The following is a 19,354-nucleotide window of genomic DNA, read 5'->3' as shown; positions in this document are numbered from 1 at the left end:
CGTAGGTCGTGCCTCCGGCCCTCGGCACCCTGGACCGGGCGGGTGAGCGGGGTCTCAGGCGTCCGCGAGCTCCGAGGGCACGGCGATGACGTCGACCATCGCGGAGCCCCGCAGGACCGTCACCGGCATCTGCCGCCCGATCGAGGTCGCGAACAGTCGCCGCTGCAGGCCCTGGGCGTCGCTCACCGGCTCGCGGTCGGCGGAGACCACGAGGTCGCCGGCGTGCAGCCCCGCCCGCGCGGCCGGGCTGCCGGGCACCACCTCGGCCACGCGCAGGCCCCGCGGGCGCCCGAGGCGGGTGGCGATGTCGGCCGGCAGCGGCGCCGGGGCCCCGACGAGCCCGAGGTAGCCGCGGCGGACCCGGCCCTCGGCCCGCAGGGTGTCGAGGATGCGGCGCGTGGTCGCGGTGACCGGGACGGCGAGCCCCACGCCCACCCCGGCGACGGCGGTGTTGATGCCGACGACGCGGCCCGACGCGTCGGCCAACGCGCCGCCGGAGTTGCCGGGGTTCAGCGCGGCGTCGGTCTGGATCACGTCCTCGACGACCCGGCTGGCCGACCCGCTGCGCACCGGCAGCGCCCGCCCGAGCCCGCTGACCACCCCGGCCGTCACCGACCCCGCGAGCCCCAGCGGGTTCCCGACGGCCACGACGAGCTGGCCCACGACCAGACCGCCCGCGTCGCCGAGCTCGAGCGCGGGCGGCGTCGGGTCGGGCGTGACGAGCACGGCGAGGTCGGAGAGCGGGTCGGTGCCGCGCACCGTGACCCGGCCCTCGGTGCCGTCGGCGTAGGCCACGGACCCGGTTGCGCTCTGGCCGACCACGTGCGCGTTCGTCACCAGGACGCCGTGGTCGACGACCACCGCCGACCCGCTGCCCCGACCCGCGCGCACCGCGGCGACCGACGGACCCACGGCGGCCGCGACCGTGCTCACGGTGCGGGAGTAGGCGTCGAGCTCGTCCATGCATCCGTGCTTACACCGTTGCACCAGCCCCGGCCGCCATGTCCGCTGTCGGCGGAACCCCGTGATCAACGGGGACTTCGGCCGCGTAGAAGCAGCGAACAGCGCGTTCGCTGCAACACCCGCTCGCTAGTGGCCGAAGGGGTCCGGGTCGACGCCGGGGAGCCAGGACCGGCCCGGGACACCCCAGCCGTGGTCGCGGACGGCGCGCTTCGCGGCGCGCTTGTGCCGGCCGACCAGGCGGTCGAGGTAGAGGTGGCCGTCGAGGTGGTCGGTCTCGTGCTGGAGGCAGCGGGCGAGGTAGCCGTGCCCGGTCACGACGATCTCGGCTCCGTCGACGTCGACGCCACGGACCTCGGCGTACTCGGCGCGTCCCGTCGGGAACGACTCGCCGGGCACGGACAGGCAGCCCTCGTGGTCGTCGTCGGGGTCGGGCATGGTCTCGGTCGGCGCGCCGACGGTGAGCACCGGGTTGACCACGACGCCGCGGCGGTGCTCCCCGTCGAGCTCGGGATCCGGGCAGTCGTAGACGAAGACTCGCCGGTCGTCGCCGATCTGGTTGGCGGCCAGCCCGACGCCGTTGGCCACGTCCATGGTCTCGAAGAGGTCGTCGACGAGGGTCTTCAAGGACTCCCCGCCCAGCTCGTCGGGCGTGACCGGGCGGGTGGGCCGGTGCAGCACCGGCTCACCGACGATGACGATGGGCCTGACGGTCACGGCGGGCACCGTAGTGCCCCCCGCTCGCGGGTTCTCGACGGCTGGAGTCACCGCGTTGTCGGGGCCTCGTGCTGTAATGGAGGGGCCCGAATGACAGGCGTGTCATTCGCGGTCAGCGGGACGCCGTGGTGGGCAGGAGGCGAGCAGCGTGGCGGACGCCGTACGAGCGCATGCCCCGCAGGACGAGCCGTCGGACGGGCTCGACCGTCGCGACCGGGAGATTCTCGCGTTCGAGCGTCAGTGGTGGAAGTACGCGGGCGCCAAGGAGCAGGCGATCCGCGAGCTCTTCGACATGTCCGCCACCCGCTACTACCAGGTGCTCAACGCCCTGGTCGACCGCCCGGAGGCCCTCGCGGCCGACCCGATGCTCGTGAAACGCCTGAGGCGCCTGAGGCAGAGCCGGCAGCGTGCCCGTGCGGCGCGTCGCCTCGGTGTAGAGCCTCGTTGATGGTCTCCTGATCCCGTCGCGGCAGCGATCACCGCCGCTGAGGGGAGCAGGAGATGACAGGGCCCGGGTCCGCCGACGCCTCGCGCATGCGCATCGCGGGCATCGTGCTGCTCGCCGTGGCGGGCGTGGCCGCCGTCATCGGCCTCCTCGCTCTCGGCGGGGAGGGGCCCGCCAGCCCCACGGCCGCGCCCGCGAGCCCCACCGCCGCGCCCCTCCCGGGCGCGAACGGCGCGACACCGACCCCCGCTGCGCCGAACCAGGCCGGCGTCCCCGGTCCCGGACAGCCCGGACAGCCCGGTGGCCCGGCGCTGGCCCCGGGGCCAGCCGGCGCCCCCGGAGCGGGCGCCGGCGCCCCCGCCGGTGGGGCCGGAGGTGGCGGCCCGCTCGTCGGCGCCCCCATCGTCCCCGGCGACGCCGGCGGCGCTGCCGGGTCGGGCGGCTCCGGCGGTGGCTCCGGTGGTGGCTCCGGTGGTGGCTCCGGTGGTGGCTCCGGCGGTGGCTCCGGTGGCGGAGGCGGCGTGCAGTCCGCGGCCCAGGTCCGGGTGTTCAACAACTCGACCATCCAGGGCCTCGCCGACCGCGCCGCCGGCGAGATGCGCGGGCAGGGCTGGAACGTCGTCGAGGTCGGCAACTACCCCAACGGCATGATCCCCGAGAGCACCGTCTACTACCGTCCTGGCACCGGCGAGCAGGGCGCCGCCGACGCCATCGCCGGCGAGTTCGGGCTGCGCTCGATGCCCCGCTTCGACGGCATCCAGAACGCCTCGCCCGGCGTCATCGTCATCGCGACGAACAACTGGGGCCAGAACCGCGGGTAGCGGGTGGTGCGCGGCGAGCGTGTGGCGCTGCGGACACCCGGTGGCAGCGGTGGCCCCCCGCTGACGGTCAGTTCTGGTCCGCGTACGCCTCGAGCGCCGCGAGCTGGGCCGGGTCGAGCGACGGCCGGACGGCCGCGCGGGCCGTCGCCAGGTCGCTCGCGGTGACCTCGGTGGAGTCGAGCGAGGCGCGCATCGCCGTCAGCGCCGCCTCGCGGATCAGGGCCGCGCAGTCGGCCGCCGAGTAGCGGTCGAGGTCCTCGGCGAGCGCGTCGAGGTCGACGTCGTCGGCCAGCGGGGTGTCCCGTGAGGACGCCCGCAGGATGTCCGCGCGGGCCGCGGCGTCCGGCGGCGGCACGTAGACGCGCCGTTCCAGGCGCCCGGGCCGCAGCAGCGCGGGGTCGATGAGCTCGGGACGGTTGGTGGCGCCGAGGACGACGACGTCGCGCAGCGGCTCGGCGCCGTCGAGCTCGGTGAGCAGGGCGGCGACGACCCGGTCGGCCACCCCGGCGTCCGTGGAGCCGCCCCGCCGCGGCGCGAGCGCGTCGATCTCGTCGAGGAACACCAGTGCCGGGGCCGCGGCCGCCGCGCGCCGGAACAGCGCCCGCACCGCGCGCTCGGACTCGCCGACGAACTTGTCCAGCACCTCGGCGCCCTTGACGACGAACACGTTGAGCGCGCCGGTGCCCGCCAGCGCCCGCACGAGGAACGTCTTGCCGCACCCGGGCGGGCCGTAGAGCAGCACGCCGCGGGGCGGGTCGACGCCGAGCCGGGCGAACGAGTCGGGGTAGCGCAGCGGCCAGAGCACGGTCTCGGTGAGCGCCTGCTTGGTCTCGACCATGTCGCCGACCCGCTCCAGGGTCAGCCCGCCGGAGGACAGCGTCTGGGACCCCGACGACAGGGACGCCGGGCGCACCGACGTCACCGCGCCGAGCAGGTCGTCGGTCTCGAGCGTCGGGTCGCCGTCGGCGTCCGGGCCCACCCGCAGCGCCGCGCGGACCGCGGCCTCGCGGCGCAGGGCGACGAGGTCGCCGGCCACGAACCCGGGCGTCCGTGCGCCGACCGTGTCGAGGTCGACGTCCTTGGCCAGCGGCACGCCGCGCAGGAGCACCCGCAGCAGCTCGGCGCGTTCCCGGTCGCCGGGTGCGGGCAGGGTGAGCTCGCGGTCCACGAGGTCGGCGCCCCGGATGCGGGGATCGAGCGCCTCCGCCCGCGACGAGGTGACGACGAGCGCGACGCCCCCCGTGTTCGCGGCGCGGCCGAGGGCCTCGAGCACGAGCGTCGAGAGCGGCGGCGGGTCGGCCGCGGGCAGCAGCACCTCGGCGTCGGTCACGAGCAGGACCCCGGGCGAGGTCGACATCGCGTCGTCGACGCACTCGCGCACCCTCGCCGCCGCCGCGCCGGCCTCGATCGCGGCCGCCGCGGGCCCGTCGAGGCGGACCACCCGGGCGTCCGCCGCCGCGGCCACCGAGCGCACGAAGGTCGTCTTCCCGACGCCCTCGGGGCCGCTGACCAGCACCCCGAGCCGGGCCGCGGCCCCGAGGCGCTCGAGGAGCTCGGGGCGGCGGAAGACGAGGTCGAACCACTCGCCGAGGCGGCGGGCCGCGTCCCCGTGACCGACGAGGTCGCCGACGGCGACCGCGGGCTCGGTGACGACCTCCTCCGGCAGCGCGGTGGCCGGCACCGCGACGGGAGCGGCGGTCACGCGCGCGGGCACCCCCGTGGCGGCGACACGCGCCGGGGCGGTCGTGCTCGCCCCGTTGCGCCAGCCGACGACCGTGGTCGGCCCGACGGCGAGGGCGGCGTGCGGCTCGGCACCCGCGGGCGGGTCGGCGGCGGTGACGGTGACCAGCTCGGTGGTCCACGTGCCGCCGAGCGCGGCCGCGAGCCCGCGCCGGGCACCGGCGGCGTCGGCGCCCGGGACCTGGGACAGGTCCTGGGGCAACAGCGAGAGCGTGTCGCCGGGGAGCAGGACCTTGCCGGTCAGGGCCAGGCGCAGCGTCTCCGGGGCGAGCGCGGCGGTCGCCAGGCGGGAACCGGCCAGCTCCACGTGGCGCGCGAGCACGACGGGCGCCGCGATGACCCCGACCGTCGAGCCGTCGACCACGCCCGCGTTGACCATCGTCGTCTCGTCGAGCACCGCGGTCCCCGGCCCGGCCGGGTCGGCGGCCGGGGCGACGAGTGCGGCGGTCGTGCGCACGCCGGTGACCCGGACCGCGTCCCAGGACTGCAGCCCGAGCGCGGTGATCACCTCGGGGTGCAGGCGGACGACGCCGCGGCGCGCGTCGCCCGCGGACGTGCCCAGCCGGGCGAGGAGGTCGACCCCGGTCAGCGCGCTCACGGGCGGTCGTCCCTCGGTCGGTCCTCGCGCGGTCGGTCCTCGCGGGGACGGTCGTCGCGCTGGCGGCGCAGCCCGAGCCGCCGTGACCCGCGGGGCCGCGGGCGGCCGTCGCCGAGCCGGTCCGCGGGGCGGCGGCCGTTGCGGTCGCCATTGCGGTCGCCGGTGCGCCCGCCGGCCCGCTCGGGGGACCGGTCGGGGGGCCCGGCCGGCGGGCCCGGCGGGGGCAGCGGCGCGGTGGGCTCGCCGCCGCGCCGGTCCCGGTCGCGCCCGATGTTGCGGGCGGCGGTGCCGGCCCGGGCGGCGGCACCGGCGACGCGGCGGCGCAGGTTGCGCCGCGGCGGGGCCAGGCCCAGTCGGCGGTGGGCGCGGCGGACCGCACGGCGCTGTCGCGGCGGCACGTGCCACACCTCGGGGTGCCGGCCCAGCCAGCGGTACCGGGTGATCGCCCAGGGGATGTGCACCAGGTAGGCCGCCACGGCGACGGCGTAGACGACGAACGGGAACGTCACGAGCGCCGCCGCCGCGAACGCGACCGCCACGAGCAGCGGCGCCACGAACCGCGAGGGCACCCGCACGCTCTTCAGCGACGCGGTCGGCACGCGGCTGATCATGAGGGTGCCGACGAGGACGGTCCACACCGCGACGACCGCGGGCATCGACCAGAACCCGGGGCCGAGCTGGATCTCGAGGGCGAGGGGCGCCAGGGCGACGAGCGCGCCGGCCGGGGAGGGGACGCCGACGAAGAACTCGCCGGTGTACGGCGGCGCCTCGTCGTCGTCGGAGAGCGTGTTGAACCGGGCCAGTCGCAGGGCCGCCGACACGACCATGACGAGCGCGACCACCCAGCCGATCCGGATGTCGTTCAGCGTCCAGAGGAAGAGGATCAGCGCGGGCGAGACGCCGAAGGACACGCAGTCCGACAACGAGTCGAGCTCGGCGCCCATGCGGCTCGTCGCGTCGAGCAGGCGGGCGAGGCGGCCGTCGAGCGCGTCGAACACCGCCGCGAGCGCGATCGCGGCCAGCGCGGCGACGCGGTTGTCCGAGATCATGAACTGCACGCCGGAGAGCCCGGAGCACAGCGCCAGCACGGTCACCGCGTTGGGCAGGAGCCGCACCCCGCGGCCCCCGCCGCGTCCCGCCGCGGTCTCGGGCGTCATCGTGTCCCAGTTTCGCCCGGAATGGGCAGATCGGCCAGTACCGTCTCCCCGCCGACCGCCCGCTGTCCGGGTTCGACGTGGATCGTGCTGCCCGGGGGCAGCAGCAGGTCGACGCGGGAGCCGAAGCGGATGAGGCCGTAGACGTCGCCCGCGCGCACCTCGTCGCCGGGGGCCGCGTCGCAGACGATCCGCCGCGCGACGAGCCCCGCGATCTGCAGGACCGCGAGGTCGTGGCCCTCGGTGCCGTGCACCCACATCGCGGTGCGGGCGTTGGTGTCGCTCGCCGCGGGGAGGTCGGCGGACAGGTAGCTGCCGGGGCGGTGCTCGACCGCCCGGACCTGGCCGTCCACCGGGACCCGCTGCACGTGCACGTCGTACACCGACAGGAAGACGCTCACGCGCGGGCGCGGCCCGGGTGGCAGGCCGCGGGCGACGAGGTCCTCGGGCGGCTCGGCGGTGTCGACGAGGCTCACGGTGCCGTCGGCCGGGGCGACGGCGATGCCCGCGCGGCGTGGCGTCGTGCGGTGCGGGGCACGGAAGAACGCGGCGACGCCGGCCGTGACGGCGAGCCCGCCGAGCGTGCCCCGCCCGCGCAGCGCGCGCAGGCCGAGCGCCGCGGCGGCGACCGCGCCGATCACGGGGGCGCCGCCGGGGTGCAGCGGGGGGAGGGTCTCGCGGACCAGGGCGAGCGCGTGGCGCACGGTGCCGCCGGGCGGGCCGTCGTGACGACCCGGAGCGTGCGTGGGGGACTGGTCGGCCTGGACCATCGTCGGTGCGGTTCCCTCTTCTCGACGGCGCGCGCGGGCAACCTATCGGCCGGACCGTGTGGGCGACGAGGTGGGAAGGACCGGGATGGGGCCGGGGCCGCCAACCCCCGAGTCGGCGACCCCGGCCGGGAACCGCTCGTCCGCTCCCCAGCGACAAGCGGTTGGTCCTGTGAGAGGCCCACCCGGGGAGGTGCTCTGCGGGCGCGTTGCGTCGCCCCATGACACCTGTCACACATGGTGCCCGATGTCGCGCGACGGCGGAAGCCCGGGTCGCCCCAACGGCGCAACGTGGCCGCTCGACAGGACGGACACGGAGGCCTCGATCGGGCCGTGAGGGGCTCCATCGAGCCCCTCGACCATCACCCGTCCAGGAGCCAGACCTCGACGGACTCCCCGGCCTCGACCCGGGTCACGTCCTCGTCGACGACGAACAGGCAGTCGGCGTGGGCGAGCGCGGCGAGCAGGTGCGACCCGGCCGCGCCGACCGGCGCCACCGTCCCCGCGACCGCGTCGATCCGGCCGCGCCGGAACTGCCGGCGCCCGGCCGGGGACGTCAGCGCCTCGGCGACGCGGGCCCGGACCCGCGGGCGCTCCGGCTGCGGATGCCCGAGCACCCGGCGCAGGACGGGACGTACGAACACCTCGAACGACACGAGCGAGCTCACCGGGTTGCCGGGCAGGGTCACGACGGCGACGTCGCCCGCCGGGCCGCGGTGGTGCCCGACGCCCTGGGGCATCCCCGGCTGCATCGCGACCTTGCTGAAGGTGACGCCGCGCCCCGAGAAGGCGTCCTTCACGACCTCGTACGCCCCGGCGCTGACGCCACCGGAGGTCAGGACGAGGTCGACCGGGTCGTCGGACCGGGCCGCCAGGGCCTCGTCGAGGGTGCGGGTGAACTGCTCGACGTCGTCGGGGACGAAGCGCAGCAGCTCGCCGCGCGCGCCCGCGTCGTCGACCGCCGCCGTGAGCATCGGCCCGTTCGACTCGTGGATCTGGCCGTGGCGCAGGGGCTCGCCCGGTGCCACCAGCTCCGAGCCGGTGGAGAGCACGAGCACCCGCGGGCGGCGGCGCACGGCGAGCGTGCCGGCCCCGACCGCGGCGGCCAGCCCGATCTGGGCGGGGCCGAGGAGCGTGCCCGCCGTCAGCACGACCTGCCCGGGTGTGACGTCCTCGCCCGCGCCGCGCACGTTCTGGCCGGCGCCGACGGCCCGGTCGACGCGCACCTGCTCGGTGCCGGCGTCGGTCCACTCGACCTGCACCACCGCGTCGGCGCCGTCCGGCATGGCCGCGCCGGTCATGATCCGGTGCGCGGTGCCCGGTGCCAGCGGCGGCCCGTCGGTGCGCCCGGCCGGGATGTCCGCGGCGACCGGGAGCTCGGCGGGGGCGCCGGCGAGGTCGGCGCTGCGCACGGCGTACCCGTCCATCGCGGAGTTGGCGAACGGCGGCAGCGCGTGCGGCGAGACGAGGTCGTCGGCGAGCACCCGCCCCCGCGCCGCGGCGAGGGGGACGGTCTCGGCGGGCATCGGGGCGAGCAGGGCGGCGACCGCCGCGGCGTGCTCGGCGACCGGCCGCATCGCCGACGGGTCGCCGTGGTCGTGCCCGTGGTGGCCCTGCCCGTGATCCTGCGCCCCGTCGTGCCCGTGTCCCGTCACGGCGGGCATCGTGCCGCCCGACCGCCGGTGCCCGCGAACCGGCCGTGCCCCTCGATCGCCGTCCCGGTGACCGATGCCGTCACCTGTGAGGTCGTTCGTCACCCGGCCGGCGATCTCGTCCGGGTCGCCGCGTTCCGTCCCGATCACGGTGACGTGCGGCGTTAGGGTTCCCGCGTGGGTGACCGGAGCGCGCAGGACCTGACCGGGCAGCGGCTCGGTCACTTCCGCGTCGACGGGGTCATCGGTCGCGGCGGCATGAGCGTCCTCTACCGCGCCACGGACACCCGGCTCGGCCGACGCGTCGCGCTGAAGGTCATCGACGAGGCGTTGGCCGCCGACCGCGAGTTCCGCGAGCGCTTCGTCGACGAGGCCCGCAACACCTCTGCGGTCGACCACTCCCACGTCGTCCCGCTCTACGACTTCGACGAGACCGACGGCCACCTCTACATCGCCATGCGGCACGTCGAGGGGCCGGACCTCGCGAGCGTCATCGACGGCCGGCCGCTGACGGTGGCGCGCACGCTGCGGCTGCTCGGCCAGGTCGCCGACGCGCTGGACGCGGTGCACGCGCGGGGTCTGGTGCACCTCGACGTCAAGCCGGCCAACGTGCTGGTGACGACGCGGGAGTCGGCGGGCGAGCACGTCTACCTCGCCGACTTCGGCCTCACCCGCCGCGGCGCGACCGGTCACCGCACCTCCGGCGGCGACTTCCTCGGCTCGCCCACCTACGCCGCCCCCGAGCACCTGCGCGGCGAGCCCGTCGACGCCCGCACCGACGTCTACTCCCTGACCTGCGTCCTCTTCACGTGCCTGACGGGCCGGGCGCCCTACCTGGGGTCGGTCACCGAGGTCATCGACGGCCACCTGGCCGGCGAGGTCCCGTCGGTCGCCGACCTCGCCGGGCTCGACCAGCGCATCGACGACGTCGTCCACCGCGGGATGGACCCGGACCGGCCGCGCCGCCACGAGTCCGCGAGCGCGGTCGTCGAGGCCGCCCGCGGCGCGCTCACCGGCCCGGCCCTCGCGCCCCTCGTCGGCCCGGGTCCGGCGACGGGCACGCCCTCGGGGCCGTTCGCGGCGCCGGGGTCCGGGGGGAGCGGACGGCCCGGCCGGCCCGGCTGGTCGGTGGGTCGGGCGCCGGGGCCGCCGCGACGCTCGGTGCCACCTGTGCCGCCTGTGCCGCCTGTGCCGCCTGTGTCCCCGGCTGCTCAGGCGCCGGGCGTCGGTCCGGTGGCGCCCGTGTCCCTGGTGAGCGGGGCATCACCGAGCGCCCCGGTGCCGCCTGTCGGCCCCGTGACGCCGGCCGGTGGGGTCCCGCCGGCCGATCCGCGCGGACGGTCGGCGCAGCACGCCGATCCGCCCTCCGCCGCCGCGCCCACCGCGGAGGAACGCGCCGAGGAGACGTCCGGGCCGGCCGGTGCCCGGCGACCCGGTTCGCCTGTTCCGCCACCCGGTCCTCCCCCCGGCCCGTCGCCCTCGGGCCCGTTCCCCGCGCCCACGGTGATGCCGTCCGGGCCGTTCCCCACGCCGTCGGGGCCGTTCCCGGCACCCGGCCCGGCGACCGGACCCCCGGCCGGCCCGCCGCCGGGACCGCTCACGCGCTCGTCGGTCGCGCCGCCCATGCGCCTGCGCGACCCGCTGCCGCCGGACCGCGACGGCTCCTTCGAGCGCAACGCCGGCGGCCTCTCCGCACGGGCGATCCTGATCATCGCCGGGGTGGCCGTCGTGGTGCTGATCATCCTGCTCGTGGTGCTGCTGGGCTGAGGGCCGACACCCCGGAGGGGGTTCGGTTGCACTCCCCTGACCCGAGTGCCAACATGGATTTGGCACTCGGTATCGTCGAGTGCCAGGTCGGGACGGTGAGGCCGGCGGTCTGGATGCCGGTCGTCCGTCGCGGGCACCGCGCTCGGCCGAGCACGTCTCTCATCGGAGGACCACCCGCATGGCCAAGATGATCGCGTTCGACGAGGAGGCCCGTCGCGGCCTCGAGCGGGGCATGAACAGCCTCGCGGACGCCGTCAAGGTGACCCTCGGCCCGCGCGGCCGGAACGTCGTCCTGGAGAAGAAGTGGGGCGCCCCCACGATCACCAACGACGGCGTCTCGATCGCGAAGGAGATCGAGCTCGAGGACCCCTGGGAGAAGATCGGGGCCGAGCTCGTCAAGGAGGTCGCGAAGAAGACCGACGACGTCGCCGGTGACGGCACGACCACCGCGACCGTCCTCGCCCAGGCCCTCGTCCGCGAGGGTCTGCGCAACGTGGCCGCCGGTGCCAACCCGATGTCCCTGAAGAAGGGCATCGAGAAGGCCACCGAGGCCGTCTCGCAGCAGCTCCTGAAGTCGGCCAAGGAGGTCGAGACCAAGGAGCAGATCGCCGCCACCGCGTCGATCTCCGCCGGCGACGCCCAGATCGGCGAGCTCATCGCCGAGGCGATGGACAAGGTCGGCAAGGAAGGCGTCATCACCGTCGAGGAGTCGCAGACCTTCGGGCTCGAGCTCGAGCTCACCGAGGGCATGCGCTTCGACAAGGGCTACATCTCGCCCTACTTCGTCACCGACCAGGACCGGATGGAGGCGGAGCTGGATGACCCGTACATCCTGCTCATGTCCTCGAAGATCTCGTCGGTGAAGGACCTCCTCCCGCTGCTGGAGAAGGTCATGCAGTCCGGCAAGCCGCTGGCGATCATCTCGGAGGACGTCGAGGGCGAGGCCCTGGCCACCCTGGTCGTCAACAAGATCCGCGGCACCTTCAAGTCGGTCGCCGTCAAGGCCCCCGGCTTCGGTGACCGCCGCAAGGCGATGCTGGCCGACATGGCCATCCTCACCGGCGGCGAGGTCATCTCGGAGGAGGTCGGCCTCAAGCTCGACACCGCCGACCTCAGCCTGCTGGGCCGCGCCCGCAAGGTCACCGTCTCCAAGGACGAGACCACGATCGTCGACGGCGCCGGCGCCGCCGACCAGATCCAGGGCCGCGTGCAGCAGATCCGCTCCGAGATCGAGCGCAGCGACTCCGACTACGACCGCGAGAAGCTCCAGGAGCGTCTCGCCAAGCTGGCCGGCGGCGTCGCGGTGATCCGCGCCGGTGCCGCCACCGAGGTCGAGCTCAAGGAGCGCAAGCACCGCATCGAGGACGCGGTCCGCAACGCCAAGGCCGCGGTCGAGGAGGGCATCGTCGCCGGCGGCGGCGTCGCGCTCCTGCAGGCCTCGACCGGCGACGTCTTCTCGGGCCTCGGGCTCGACGGGGACGAGGCCACCGGCGCCAACATCGTGCGCACCGCGCTCGAGGCGCCGCTGAAGCAGATCGCGCACAACGCCGGCCACGAGCCCGGCGTCGTGGCCGAGAAGGTCCGTGGCCTGAACACCGGTGAGGGCCTCGACGCCGCCACCGGCGAGTACAAGGACCTGATCGCGGCCGGCATCATCGACCCGGCCAAGGTCACCCGCTCGGCGCTGCAGAACGCCGCGTCGATCGCCGCGCTGTTCCTGACCACGGAGGCCGTGGTCGCGGACAAGCCGGAGAAGGCCGGCGCCGGCGCCGGTGCTGACCCGACCGGCGGCATGGGCGGCATGGACTTCTGATCCACCGCTAGCGCAACGAAGGGCCGCATCTCCTCGGGGGTGCGGCCCTTCGTCGTTCGCGGGCCCGCCTGGGCGTTCCGGACGGAGATCACGGGCACCTGGTGCACCGGCGGCGCGCCGTCGAGGTGCATGACGCGCTCGTGATCTCCGTCGGCGGGTCCACGCCGCCCCCGACACCCCGACACCCCGACGCAGCGAGGGGCGCCTTCGCTGGATCCCACGCAGCGAAGGCGCCCCTCGCTCCCCAGCCGACCCGGTGCCCCGAAAGATCCACGGGGAGTTCGTGCGCATAGAAGCAGCGAACGTCCCATGGAGCACGCCGATAGGGCGTTCGCTGCAACAATCCCCGAGCCTCAGCCGGCGGTGGTGGACGCCGGGGCGGGGGTGCCGGCGTCGACGCCGTCGGAGGTCTCGTAGAGGTCCCGGCGGAAGCGCTCGTGGATCGTGATCACGGCGACGAAGGTCAGGGCCGCCGTGCCGATGATGTAGAGCGAGACCGACCAGGACGCGCCGGTCGCGGCGAGCAGCGCGGTCATGACGAACGGGGCGAGGCCGCCCGCGAAGACCGAGGCGAACTGGTAGCCCAGCGAGGCGCCGGAGTAGCGGACGTCGGCCGGGAACATCTCGGAGTACAGCGTCGCCTGCGGCCCGTACATCGTCGCGTGGATCGTGAAGCCGACGAGCAGGGCGAGGAAGACGAGCGGGACCGAGCCCGAGTCGATCAGCCAGAACAGCGGGAACGCCCAGATCGCCATGGCGACGGTGCCCATGAGGTAGAGCTTCTTGCGCGAGCCCATCCGGTCGGTGAGCGCGCCGAAGAACGGCATCGTGATCACCTGGGTGAGTCCCGCGCCCATGACGCAGAGCAGGATCGAGGTCCGCGACATCCCGACGGTCTTGGTCGCGTAGTCCAGGACGCCGGAGATGAGGATGTAGAAGGTCGCGTTGACGACGAAGAACGCGCCGGTCGCCTGGAGGATCTCCTTCCAGTACCGGCGGACGGCCTGGAGCAGCGGGGCCTTGCTCAGGCCCGCGTCGCGCCGGGCGGCGGCCGAGCTCGCCGACAGCGCCTTGAACACCGGGGTGTCCTCGATCCGCATCTGCACGTAGAGCCCGATCAGCACGAGCACCAGGCCGGACAGGAACGGCACCCGCCAGCCCCAGCTCGTGAACTGCTCGTCGGACAGGGTCGCGGTGAGGATCAGGAAGAACAGGTTGCCGGCGACCGCGCCGAGGACGGCGCCGGTCTGCACGAGGCTGCCGTAGAACCCGCGACGCTCGACCGGCGCGTGCTCGGTGAGCAGCAGCGCCGCCCCGCCCCACTGCGCGCCGACCCCGAGACCCTGCACGAGACGGGCGACGACGAGCAGCACCGGCGCCCAGATGCCGATGCTCGCGTAGCCGGGCAGCACGCCGATCGAGAACGTCGCGAGGCCCATGACCAGCATCGCGACGACGAGCGGGGGCTTGCGGCCGTACCGGTCGCCGGCGTGGCCGGCGATGATCCCGCCGAGGGGCCGGGCGACGAAGCCGACCGCGAAGGTCGCGAACGACGCGAGCGTCCCCGCCACGGGGTTCGACGACGGGAAGAACTGCGGTCCGAGCACCAGCGCGGCCGCGGTCGCGTAGATGAGGAAGTCGAACCACTCGAGCGTCGTCGCGAAGACGGCCGCGGTCGCGAGCCGGCCCATGCGCGGGCTCCCGGTGTCGGGATGGGTCTGGGTGTCCACGGCGGTTGCCCCTCTGGTCGCGTCGTCGCGAGGTCGATACGAACGATCGTTCGTACCGTAGAAGGACGGAGCCGCCCACGGCAAGGAGAGCGGCTTCAGCGCGCGAGCGGGCTCTCGAGCAGCGCCAGCGCGTACCGCGCCTGCTGCTCGGCGAGCTGGCCGCGGCCCAGGCGGCCGTCGGCCCGGTACCAGGCGGCGACGCCGGCGAGCCCGGAGAGGATGGTGCGCGCGGCGTCGGCGGGGTGCGGCGTGCGGAACTCCCCGGACGCGACGCCCTGGGCGACGATGTCCTCGAAGACGGCCTGCGTGGCGTCGCGGTCGGCGACCAGGCGCTCGCGGTCGTCACCCTCGAGGTAGCGCACCTCGTTGGTCGACACCACCATCGCGAGCTGGTGGTCGACGACGAAGCGCACGTAGGCGCGCACCGCCTCCCGCATGCGCGGCGCGGCGTCGTCGCCGGCCTCGTCGAGCGCGACGTGGATGCGCGTGACCAGCTCCGCGTTCGCGTGGCGCAGCACCTCGGCCAAGAGCCGGGACTTCGACGGGAAGTAGTTGTAGAGGTTCGACAGGCTGGTGCCCGCGCCCTGGGCGATGTCGCGCATCGAGGCGCCGTGGAAGCCCTTCGCGCCGAACGCGGCGAGCGCCGCGTTGAGGATCGCCGCCTCGTTGCCGCGGCCGGTGTCGCCGACGAGCGAGGTGGTCGAACGGGCGTTCACGTCCGCCACTGTAGAGACGTGTCCCGCCGCCGCTTGACGGCGCGGCGGGCCGAGTGATGGATTGCGACACGAACAGTCGTTCGTTCGATCGAGGCGAAGGAGCCGGCGTGACCGATCTCGGCGAGCGGACGGGCTCTGCGCCCCCGGGCACCACGACGGGTCGCTCCTTCGAGGACTTCGCCGTCGGCGAGCGGTGGACCGCCGGCCCGCGCGCCGTCACGGCCGACGACCTCGCGGCGTTCACCCGCCTGTCCGGCGACGACCACCCGCTGCACGCCGGGCCGGACGCGATCCTCCAGGGTCCGTTCGGCGTCGCGATCGCGATGGGCCTGCTGCAGGGCCTGGGCATCCACGGCGACGCGGTGCTCGGGCTCCTCGACACCCACTGGGCCTACCGCCGCCCGGTCCGCGTCGGCGACGTCCTGTTCCTCGACGTCACGATCGTGCGCTGCCGGCGGACCTCGCGCGGCGACCGCGGCGTCGTCACCCGGCACCTCCGGCTGCGCGACGACGGCGGCGAGACCGTCCAGGAGGGCACCACGAGCGCACTGATCGCGGCGCGGACCACCGGCGGCGATCCGCCCGGGCGGGCGTTCGGCACCGTGCCCTGGGCCGAGGCGCTGGTCGCGCGGCTCGACCACGGGTTCACGGAGGACCTCGCCACCTGGGACGGCACGGTCGCGCTGCGCAGCGGCGACGACGAGGTCGCCCTCCGGATCTACCGCGGGCGGGTGCTCGAGACCGTCGCCCGGACCCCGCGCGGCGCGACGTTCGTCCTCGGTGCCGACCCGCTGACCTGGCTGGAGCTGGTCGAGAGCGCCGACAACCCGTTCATGCGCCTCGCGATGGCCGGCCGGTTCACGGTGACCGGCGACGGCTACGAGTACCTGCGCCTGACCGGTGCGCTCCACCGCCTCGCCGACGCCGCCCGGGAGATCGCCTGATGCGTGCCGACTACCTGACACTGCGCGGCAGCCTCGCCTTCGTCGAGCAGCACGGCGACGACACCGCACCGCCCGTGCTCTGCCTGCACACCGCGGGCCAGAGCGGCGTGCAGTGGCGCCACGTCGCGCCGGCGCTGGCCGCGCGCGGGTACCGCGTCGTCGTCCCCGACCTGCCCGGGCACGGACGGTCCGAGCCGGCGCCCGGCGGGCCCGTGCAGGACCTCGGCGAGTACGCCGCGTGGTGCCTGGAGCTGATCCGGACCCTCGGGCTCCGGGCGCCCGCTGTCGTCGGCTGCTCGATCGGCGGCAAGATCGCCCTCGACGTCGCGGCGCGGGCGTCGGACGAGCTGAGCCGTGTCGTCGCCATGGCCGCCGACGCCCACACCGGAGGCCGCCCGTCGGCGAAGGGCCTGCGCCGCGAGCTCTCCGACGTCGCGGCGCCCGCTCGCACCGACCGCACCCACCTGGGCACCCTGGCGGTGCTCGGGCGCAGCGTGCCGCCGGCGCGCGCCGAGCTGATCGCGACGATGCACCGCCGGGAGGACCCGACCGTGTCCACCTCCGACCTGCTGGGCTGGACCGCCCACGACCTGCGGGAGTCCCTGCCCCGGATCACGTGCCCGGCCCACCTCGTCGTGGGCGACGACGACCTCTGGCTCGACGTCGACCGCGTGCGCTGGGCGGCCGAGCGCATCCCCGGCGCCCGGTGCACCGTGCTCGCCGGCGTCGGGCACTACCCGATGGAGGAGATCGAGGGCTTCGATGCCGTGCTCGACGGCTGGCTCGCCGAGCTCACCTCCGTCCCCGCGGCCTCGTGAGCGAGCGTCCCGCGGCCGTCCCGCACTCCGTCAGCGCCTTCCCTGCGCCGGGCGAGCGGCCCGCCGATCTGCCCGACCTCGTCGCCCGTCTCGCCCGCCGCGACCCCGCCGTCGCCGCCGTGCACGACGCCCTGCCGGACGGGACGACCCGCCCCGTCGGCCGCGGCGAGCTCTGGCGGCGCACCCGGGCGCTGGCCGCCGAGCTGGCCGAGCACGGCGTCGGGCCGGGCGACGCGGTCGCGGTGTGGATGCCGAACTGGAGTGACGCGCTGGTCTGGCAGCTCGCCGTCGCCGCCCGCGGCGGGCACGTCGTCGGGATCAACACCCGCTACGGGGTCGAGGAGGCCTCGCACGTCCTGGAGCGGGCGCGGCCACGGCTCGTCGCACTGGCCCGAGGCTTCCACGGGCTCGACCTGCTCGACCGGCTGCGCGCGGCCGTCGAGCACTCCGGGGTCGTCCCGCGGGTCGCCGTGGTCACCGGTCCCGACGGTCCGGAGCCCGACCCCGCCGCGTGCGACGTCGGCGCGGGTGCGTGGACGCCGCGTCGCGAGGACGGGCCGGAGCCGGCGCGCTCGGACCCCGACGCGCTGGCGGTCGCGTTCACGACGTCCGGGTCGACCGGCCTGCCCAAGCTCGCCGCGCACTCCGCCGCCGCGGTGCTCGGCCACGCCGTCGCCGACGCCGCCGTCCTCGGGCTGACCGAGGGGGACGTCGTGCTCGGCGTGCTCCCGCTGTCCGGCGTCTACGGCTACAACGCGGTGATGGCGGGCCTCGCGGCGGGCGCGGCCGTGCTGCTGGAGCCCGTGTTCGACGCCGACCGGGTGCTCGACCACGTCGCCGCCCACCACGTCACGCACGTCGGCGCCGGGGACGACATGGTGCTGCGGCTGCGGGAGGCGCACGAGCGGCGTCCGCGGGATCTCTCCAGCTGGCGGTGGTGGGGCGTCGCGGACTTCCAGGGCCGCAGCCGCGAGCTCGCCGCGTGGCTCACCGCCGAGGCCGGGACACAGGTCACGGGCGTCTACGGCTCGTCGGAGGTCTTCGCGCTCACCACCGCCTGGCCCGCGGACGAGCCCGCACCGGGCCGGTGGGCCGGGGGCGGGCGGGTCGTGGGTCCGGACATCGCGGTCCGGGTCGCCGACCCCGACACCGACACCGTGCTCGAGCCCGGCCGCGAGGGCGAGATCCAGTTCCAGGGGCCGAACGTCGTCGACGCCTACCTCGGTGCGGACGCCCCGGACGTGTGGACCGCCGACGGCTGGTTCCGCTCCGGCGACCTCGGCGTGCTCGTCGACGAGGGCGCGTTCGTGTACGTGTGCCGCCGGGGCGACGCCCTGCGCCTGCGCGGCTTCCTCGTCGACCCGGCCGAGATCGAGCGGCGGCTGGCGGCGCACCCGGACGTCGCGACGGCCAAGGTGGTCGGCGTGCCGGGCGAGGACGGGGGGACGCGGGCGGTCGGGTTCGTGGTCGGCGCGGCGGGCCGGGCGCCGGCGGGAGAGGATCTGGTCGCCTGGTGCCGCGAGGCGCTCGCGGGGTTCAAGGTGCCGGCGGTGGTGCACGTCGTCGACGCCATGCCGACGACGTCGGGCACGAACGGGACGAAGATCAAGGCCGCGGAGCTGCGGGAGTGGGCCCGGCGGGCGCTCGAGAGGGGCTGACGTGCGAGGCGTGTACCTGCCGGGCGGACGGCGCGTCGACCTGCGGGAGGTGCCCGACCCCGAGCCCGGCCCGGGACAGGTCGTCGTCGGGATGCGCGCCTCGACGATCTGCGGCAGCGACCTGCGCGCGATCTACCGCGAGCACCTCGGCGAGGGCCCGGAGGCCTACCAGGACGTCGTCGGCGGGCACGAGCCGTGCGGCCAGGTCGTCGCCGTCGGCCCGGAGGTCGAGCGCATCGGCGTCGGCGACCGCGTCGTCGTCTACCACATCAGCGGCTGCGGCCAGTGCGACGAGTGCCGCCGCGGCTACCAGATCAGCTGCACGTCGCCGCGCCGCCGGGCGTACGGCTGGCAGCGCGACGGCGGGCACGCCGACCGGCTGCTCGCCGAGGAGCGCGACCTCGTCCCGCTGCCCGACAGCCTCACCTTCCTCGACGGCGCCTGCGTCGCGTGCGGCTTCGCGACCGCGTACGAGGCCCTGTGCCGGGTCGCGCTCGCCGGTGGCGAGCAGGTGCTCGTCACCGGGCTCGGGCCCGTCGGGCTCGCCGCCGGGATGCTGGCCGCGGCCATGGGCTCGCCGTGGGTCGTCGGCACCGACCCCTCGCCGGAGCGCCGCGCGCTGGCCCGCGAGCTCGGGGCCGTGGACGTCGCGGTCGAGGGTGACGACGAGGAGTTGGACGACCTGCTCGGCGACGGCGCCGAGGTCACCGTCGACTGCTCCGGCGCGGGCGTCGCCCAGCTCACCGCACTGCGGCACACGCGCCGCCACGGCCGGTGCGCGCTGGTCGGCGAGGGCGGCACGCTGACGGTCGACGTCAGCGAGGTCCTCATCCACCGCCAGCTCACGGTCCACGGCTCCTGGGTGGCGCCGACGTGGCGGATGGCCGAGCTGCTCGAGCGGCTCGCGCGCTGGGACCTGCACCCCGAGCGGGTCGTCACCGATCGGTTCGCGCTCGACGACGCGGCGCGGGCCTACGAGGTCGCCGACGGCGGCGCGCGCGGCAAGGTCGGGATCGTCAGCGAGTAGGTCTTCACCGGGCGCGTCCGCTCGCCT

The 19,354-nt window shown here is 75.7% G+C and carries 15 protein-coding genes and 1 pseudogene; 8 read left to right on the top strand and 8 right to left on the bottom strand.

Annotated elements, in window-relative coordinates:
• Window positions 1-54: 54 nt before the first annotated feature.
• On the bottom strand, window positions 55-963 hold the full coding sequence (locus QSK03_RS09455) for a S1C family serine protease (RefSeq protein WP_285650859.1): 909 nt from the start codon (window positions 961-963) through the stop codon (window positions 55-57).
• 126 nt (window positions 964-1,089) lie between these two features.
• Window positions 1,090-1,677 (bottom strand): peptide deformylase, encoded by a 588-nt coding sequence (locus QSK03_RS09450; RefSeq protein ID WP_285650857.1) that lies wholly within the window; start codon window positions 1,675-1,677, stop codon window positions 1,090-1,092.
• 139 nt (window positions 1,678-1,816) lie between these two features.
• Here QSK03_RS09450 and napA point away from each other — a divergent pair.
• Both napA and QSK03_RS09440 read left to right on the top strand, forming a co-directional pair.
• A pseudogene (gene napA / locus QSK03_RS09445) lies at window positions 1,817-2,125 on the top strand (nucleoid-associated protein NapA); the annotation flags it as partial.
• 53 nt (window positions 2,126-2,178) lie between these two features.
• Window positions 2,179-2,943 (top strand): LytR C-terminal domain-containing protein, encoded by a 765-nt coding sequence (locus QSK03_RS09440; protein WP_285650855.1) that lies wholly within the window; start codon window positions 2,179-2,181, stop codon window positions 2,941-2,943.
• 67 nt (window positions 2,944-3,010) lie between these two features.
• Here QSK03_RS09440 and QSK03_RS09435 read toward each other — a convergent pair whose 3' ends face one another.
• The 4 genes from QSK03_RS09435 to moeA form a co-directional block, all read right to left on the bottom strand.
• Window positions 3,011-5,281, bottom strand: a complete 2,271-nt coding sequence (locus QSK03_RS09435; RefSeq protein ID WP_285650854.1) for an AAA family ATPase — start codon at window positions 5,279-5,281, stop codon at window positions 3,011-3,013.
• Window positions 5,278-6,438, bottom strand: coding sequence for a CDP-diacylglycerol--serine O-phosphatidyltransferase (pssA, locus tag QSK03_RS09430; RefSeq protein ID WP_285650852.1), 1,161 nt, complete (start codon window positions 6,436-6,438; stop codon window positions 5,278-5,280). The genes QSK03_RS09435 and pssA overlap by 4 nt, the downstream gene beginning before the upstream one ends.
• A complete protein-coding gene (locus QSK03_RS09425) occupies window positions 6,435-7,205 on the bottom strand; it encodes a phosphatidylserine decarboxylase (protein ID WP_285650850.1) in 771 nt (256 codons plus the stop codon). The genes pssA and QSK03_RS09425 overlap by 4 nt, the downstream gene beginning before the upstream one ends.
• A gap of 359 nt (window positions 7,206-7,564) precedes the next feature.
• Window positions 7,565-8,779: a molybdopterin molybdotransferase MoeA gene (gene moeA, locus QSK03_RS09420; RefSeq protein ID WP_285650933.1), complete on the bottom strand. Its 1,215-nt coding sequence runs from the start codon at window positions 8,777-8,779 to the stop codon at window positions 7,565-7,567.
• 252 nt (window positions 8,780-9,031) lie between these two features.
• Between moeA and QSK03_RS09415 the strand changes: the two genes are divergently transcribed.
• Together QSK03_RS09415 and groL are read left to right on the top strand one after the other, a co-directional pair.
• Window positions 9,032-10,621, top strand: a complete 1,590-nt coding sequence (locus QSK03_RS09415) for a serine/threonine-protein kinase (protein ID WP_285650848.1) — start codon at window positions 9,032-9,034, stop codon at window positions 10,619-10,621.
• A gap of 178 nt (window positions 10,622-10,799) precedes the next feature.
• Window positions 10,800-12,434: a chaperonin GroEL gene (gene groL / locus QSK03_RS09410; RefSeq protein WP_285650847.1), complete on the top strand. Its 1,635-nt coding sequence runs from the start codon at window positions 10,800-10,802 to the stop codon at window positions 12,432-12,434.
• 353 nt (window positions 12,435-12,787) lie between these two features.
• On the opposite strand, the gene QSK03_RS09405 is transcribed toward groL, so the two are convergent.
• Window positions 12,788-14,164 (bottom strand): MFS transporter, encoded by a 1,377-nt coding sequence (locus QSK03_RS09405; protein WP_285650846.1) that lies wholly within the window; start codon window positions 14,162-14,164, stop codon window positions 12,788-12,790.
• A gap of 95 nt (window positions 14,165-14,259) precedes the next feature.
• On the bottom strand, window positions 14,260-14,880 hold the full coding sequence (locus QSK03_RS09400; protein ID WP_285650844.1) for a TetR/AcrR family transcriptional regulator: 621 nt from the start codon (window positions 14,878-14,880) through the stop codon (window positions 14,260-14,262).
• A gap of 107 nt (window positions 14,881-14,987) precedes the next feature.
• On the opposite strand from QSK03_RS09400, the gene QSK03_RS09395 reads away from it, so the two are divergent.
• Genes QSK03_RS09395 through QSK03_RS09380 form a run of 4 tightly spaced genes read left to right on the top strand, consistent with a single transcriptional unit; the run spans window position 14,988 to window position 19,327 of the window.
• Window positions 14,988-15,824, top strand: a complete 837-nt coding sequence (locus QSK03_RS09395; RefSeq protein ID WP_285650843.1) for a MaoC/PaaZ C-terminal domain-containing protein — start codon at window positions 14,988-14,990, stop codon at window positions 15,822-15,824.
• Window positions 15,824-16,642 carry an alpha/beta fold hydrolase gene (locus tag QSK03_RS09390; RefSeq protein ID WP_285650841.1) on the top strand — a complete coding sequence of 273 codons (819 nt, stop codon included), beginning with the start codon at window positions 15,824-15,826 and terminating at the stop codon, window positions 16,640-16,642. Before QSK03_RS09395 ends, QSK03_RS09390 begins: the two co-directional genes overlap by 1 nt.
• On the top strand, window positions 16,639-18,300 hold the full coding sequence (locus tag QSK03_RS09385) for an AMP-binding protein (RefSeq protein WP_285650839.1): 1,662 nt from the start codon (window positions 16,639-16,641) through the stop codon (window positions 18,298-18,300). The genes QSK03_RS09390 and QSK03_RS09385 overlap by 4 nt, the downstream gene beginning before the upstream one ends.
• Window positions 18,301-18,310: 10 nt before the next feature.
• Window positions 18,311-19,327, top strand: coding sequence for a zinc-dependent alcohol dehydrogenase family protein (locus QSK03_RS09380; protein WP_285650837.1), 1,017 nt, complete (start codon window positions 18,311-18,313; stop codon window positions 19,325-19,327).
• Window positions 19,328-19,354 lie beyond the last annotated feature (27 nt).

Origin of the sequence: Actinomycetospora sp. NBRC 106375, from assembly GCF_030269665.1 — a bacterium.
In the GTDB taxonomy this organism is placed as follows: Bacteria; Actinomycetota; Actinomycetes; order Mycobacteriales; family Pseudonocardiaceae; genus Actinomycetospora.
Note: the sequence above shows the minus strand (reverse complement) of the source record. Positions and strands in the feature narration are given on the sequence as shown.

What these genes read in the sequence shown, in the direction of transcription:
- QSK03_RS09455 (WP_285650859.1), bottom strand. Translation starts at nt 963, where the DNA reads ATGGACGAGCTCGACGCCTACTCCCGCACCGTGAGCACGGTCGCGGCC.
- QSK03_RS09440 (WP_285650855.1), top strand. Translation starts at nt 2,179, where the DNA reads ATGACAGGGCCCGGGTCCGCCGACGCCTCGCGCATGCGCATCGCGGGC.
- pssA (WP_285650852.1), bottom strand. Translation starts at nt 6,438, where the DNA reads ATGACGCCCGAGACCGCGGCGGGACGCGGCGGGGGCCGCGGGGTGCGG.
- QSK03_RS09425 (WP_285650850.1), bottom strand. Translation starts at nt 7,205, where the DNA reads ATGGTCCAGGCCGACCAGTCCCCCACGCACGCTCCGGGTCGTCACGAC.
- moeA (WP_285650933.1), bottom strand. Translation starts at nt 8,779, where the DNA reads ATGCGGCCGGTCGCCGAGCACGCCGCGGCGGTCGCCGCCCTGCTCGCC.
- groL (WP_285650847.1), top strand. Translation starts at nt 10,800, where the DNA reads ATGGCCAAGATGATCGCGTTCGACGAGGAGGCCCGTCGCGGCCTCGAG.
- QSK03_RS09390 (WP_285650841.1), top strand. Translation starts at nt 15,824, where the DNA reads ATGCGTGCCGACTACCTGACACTGCGCGGCAGCCTCGCCTTCGTCGAG.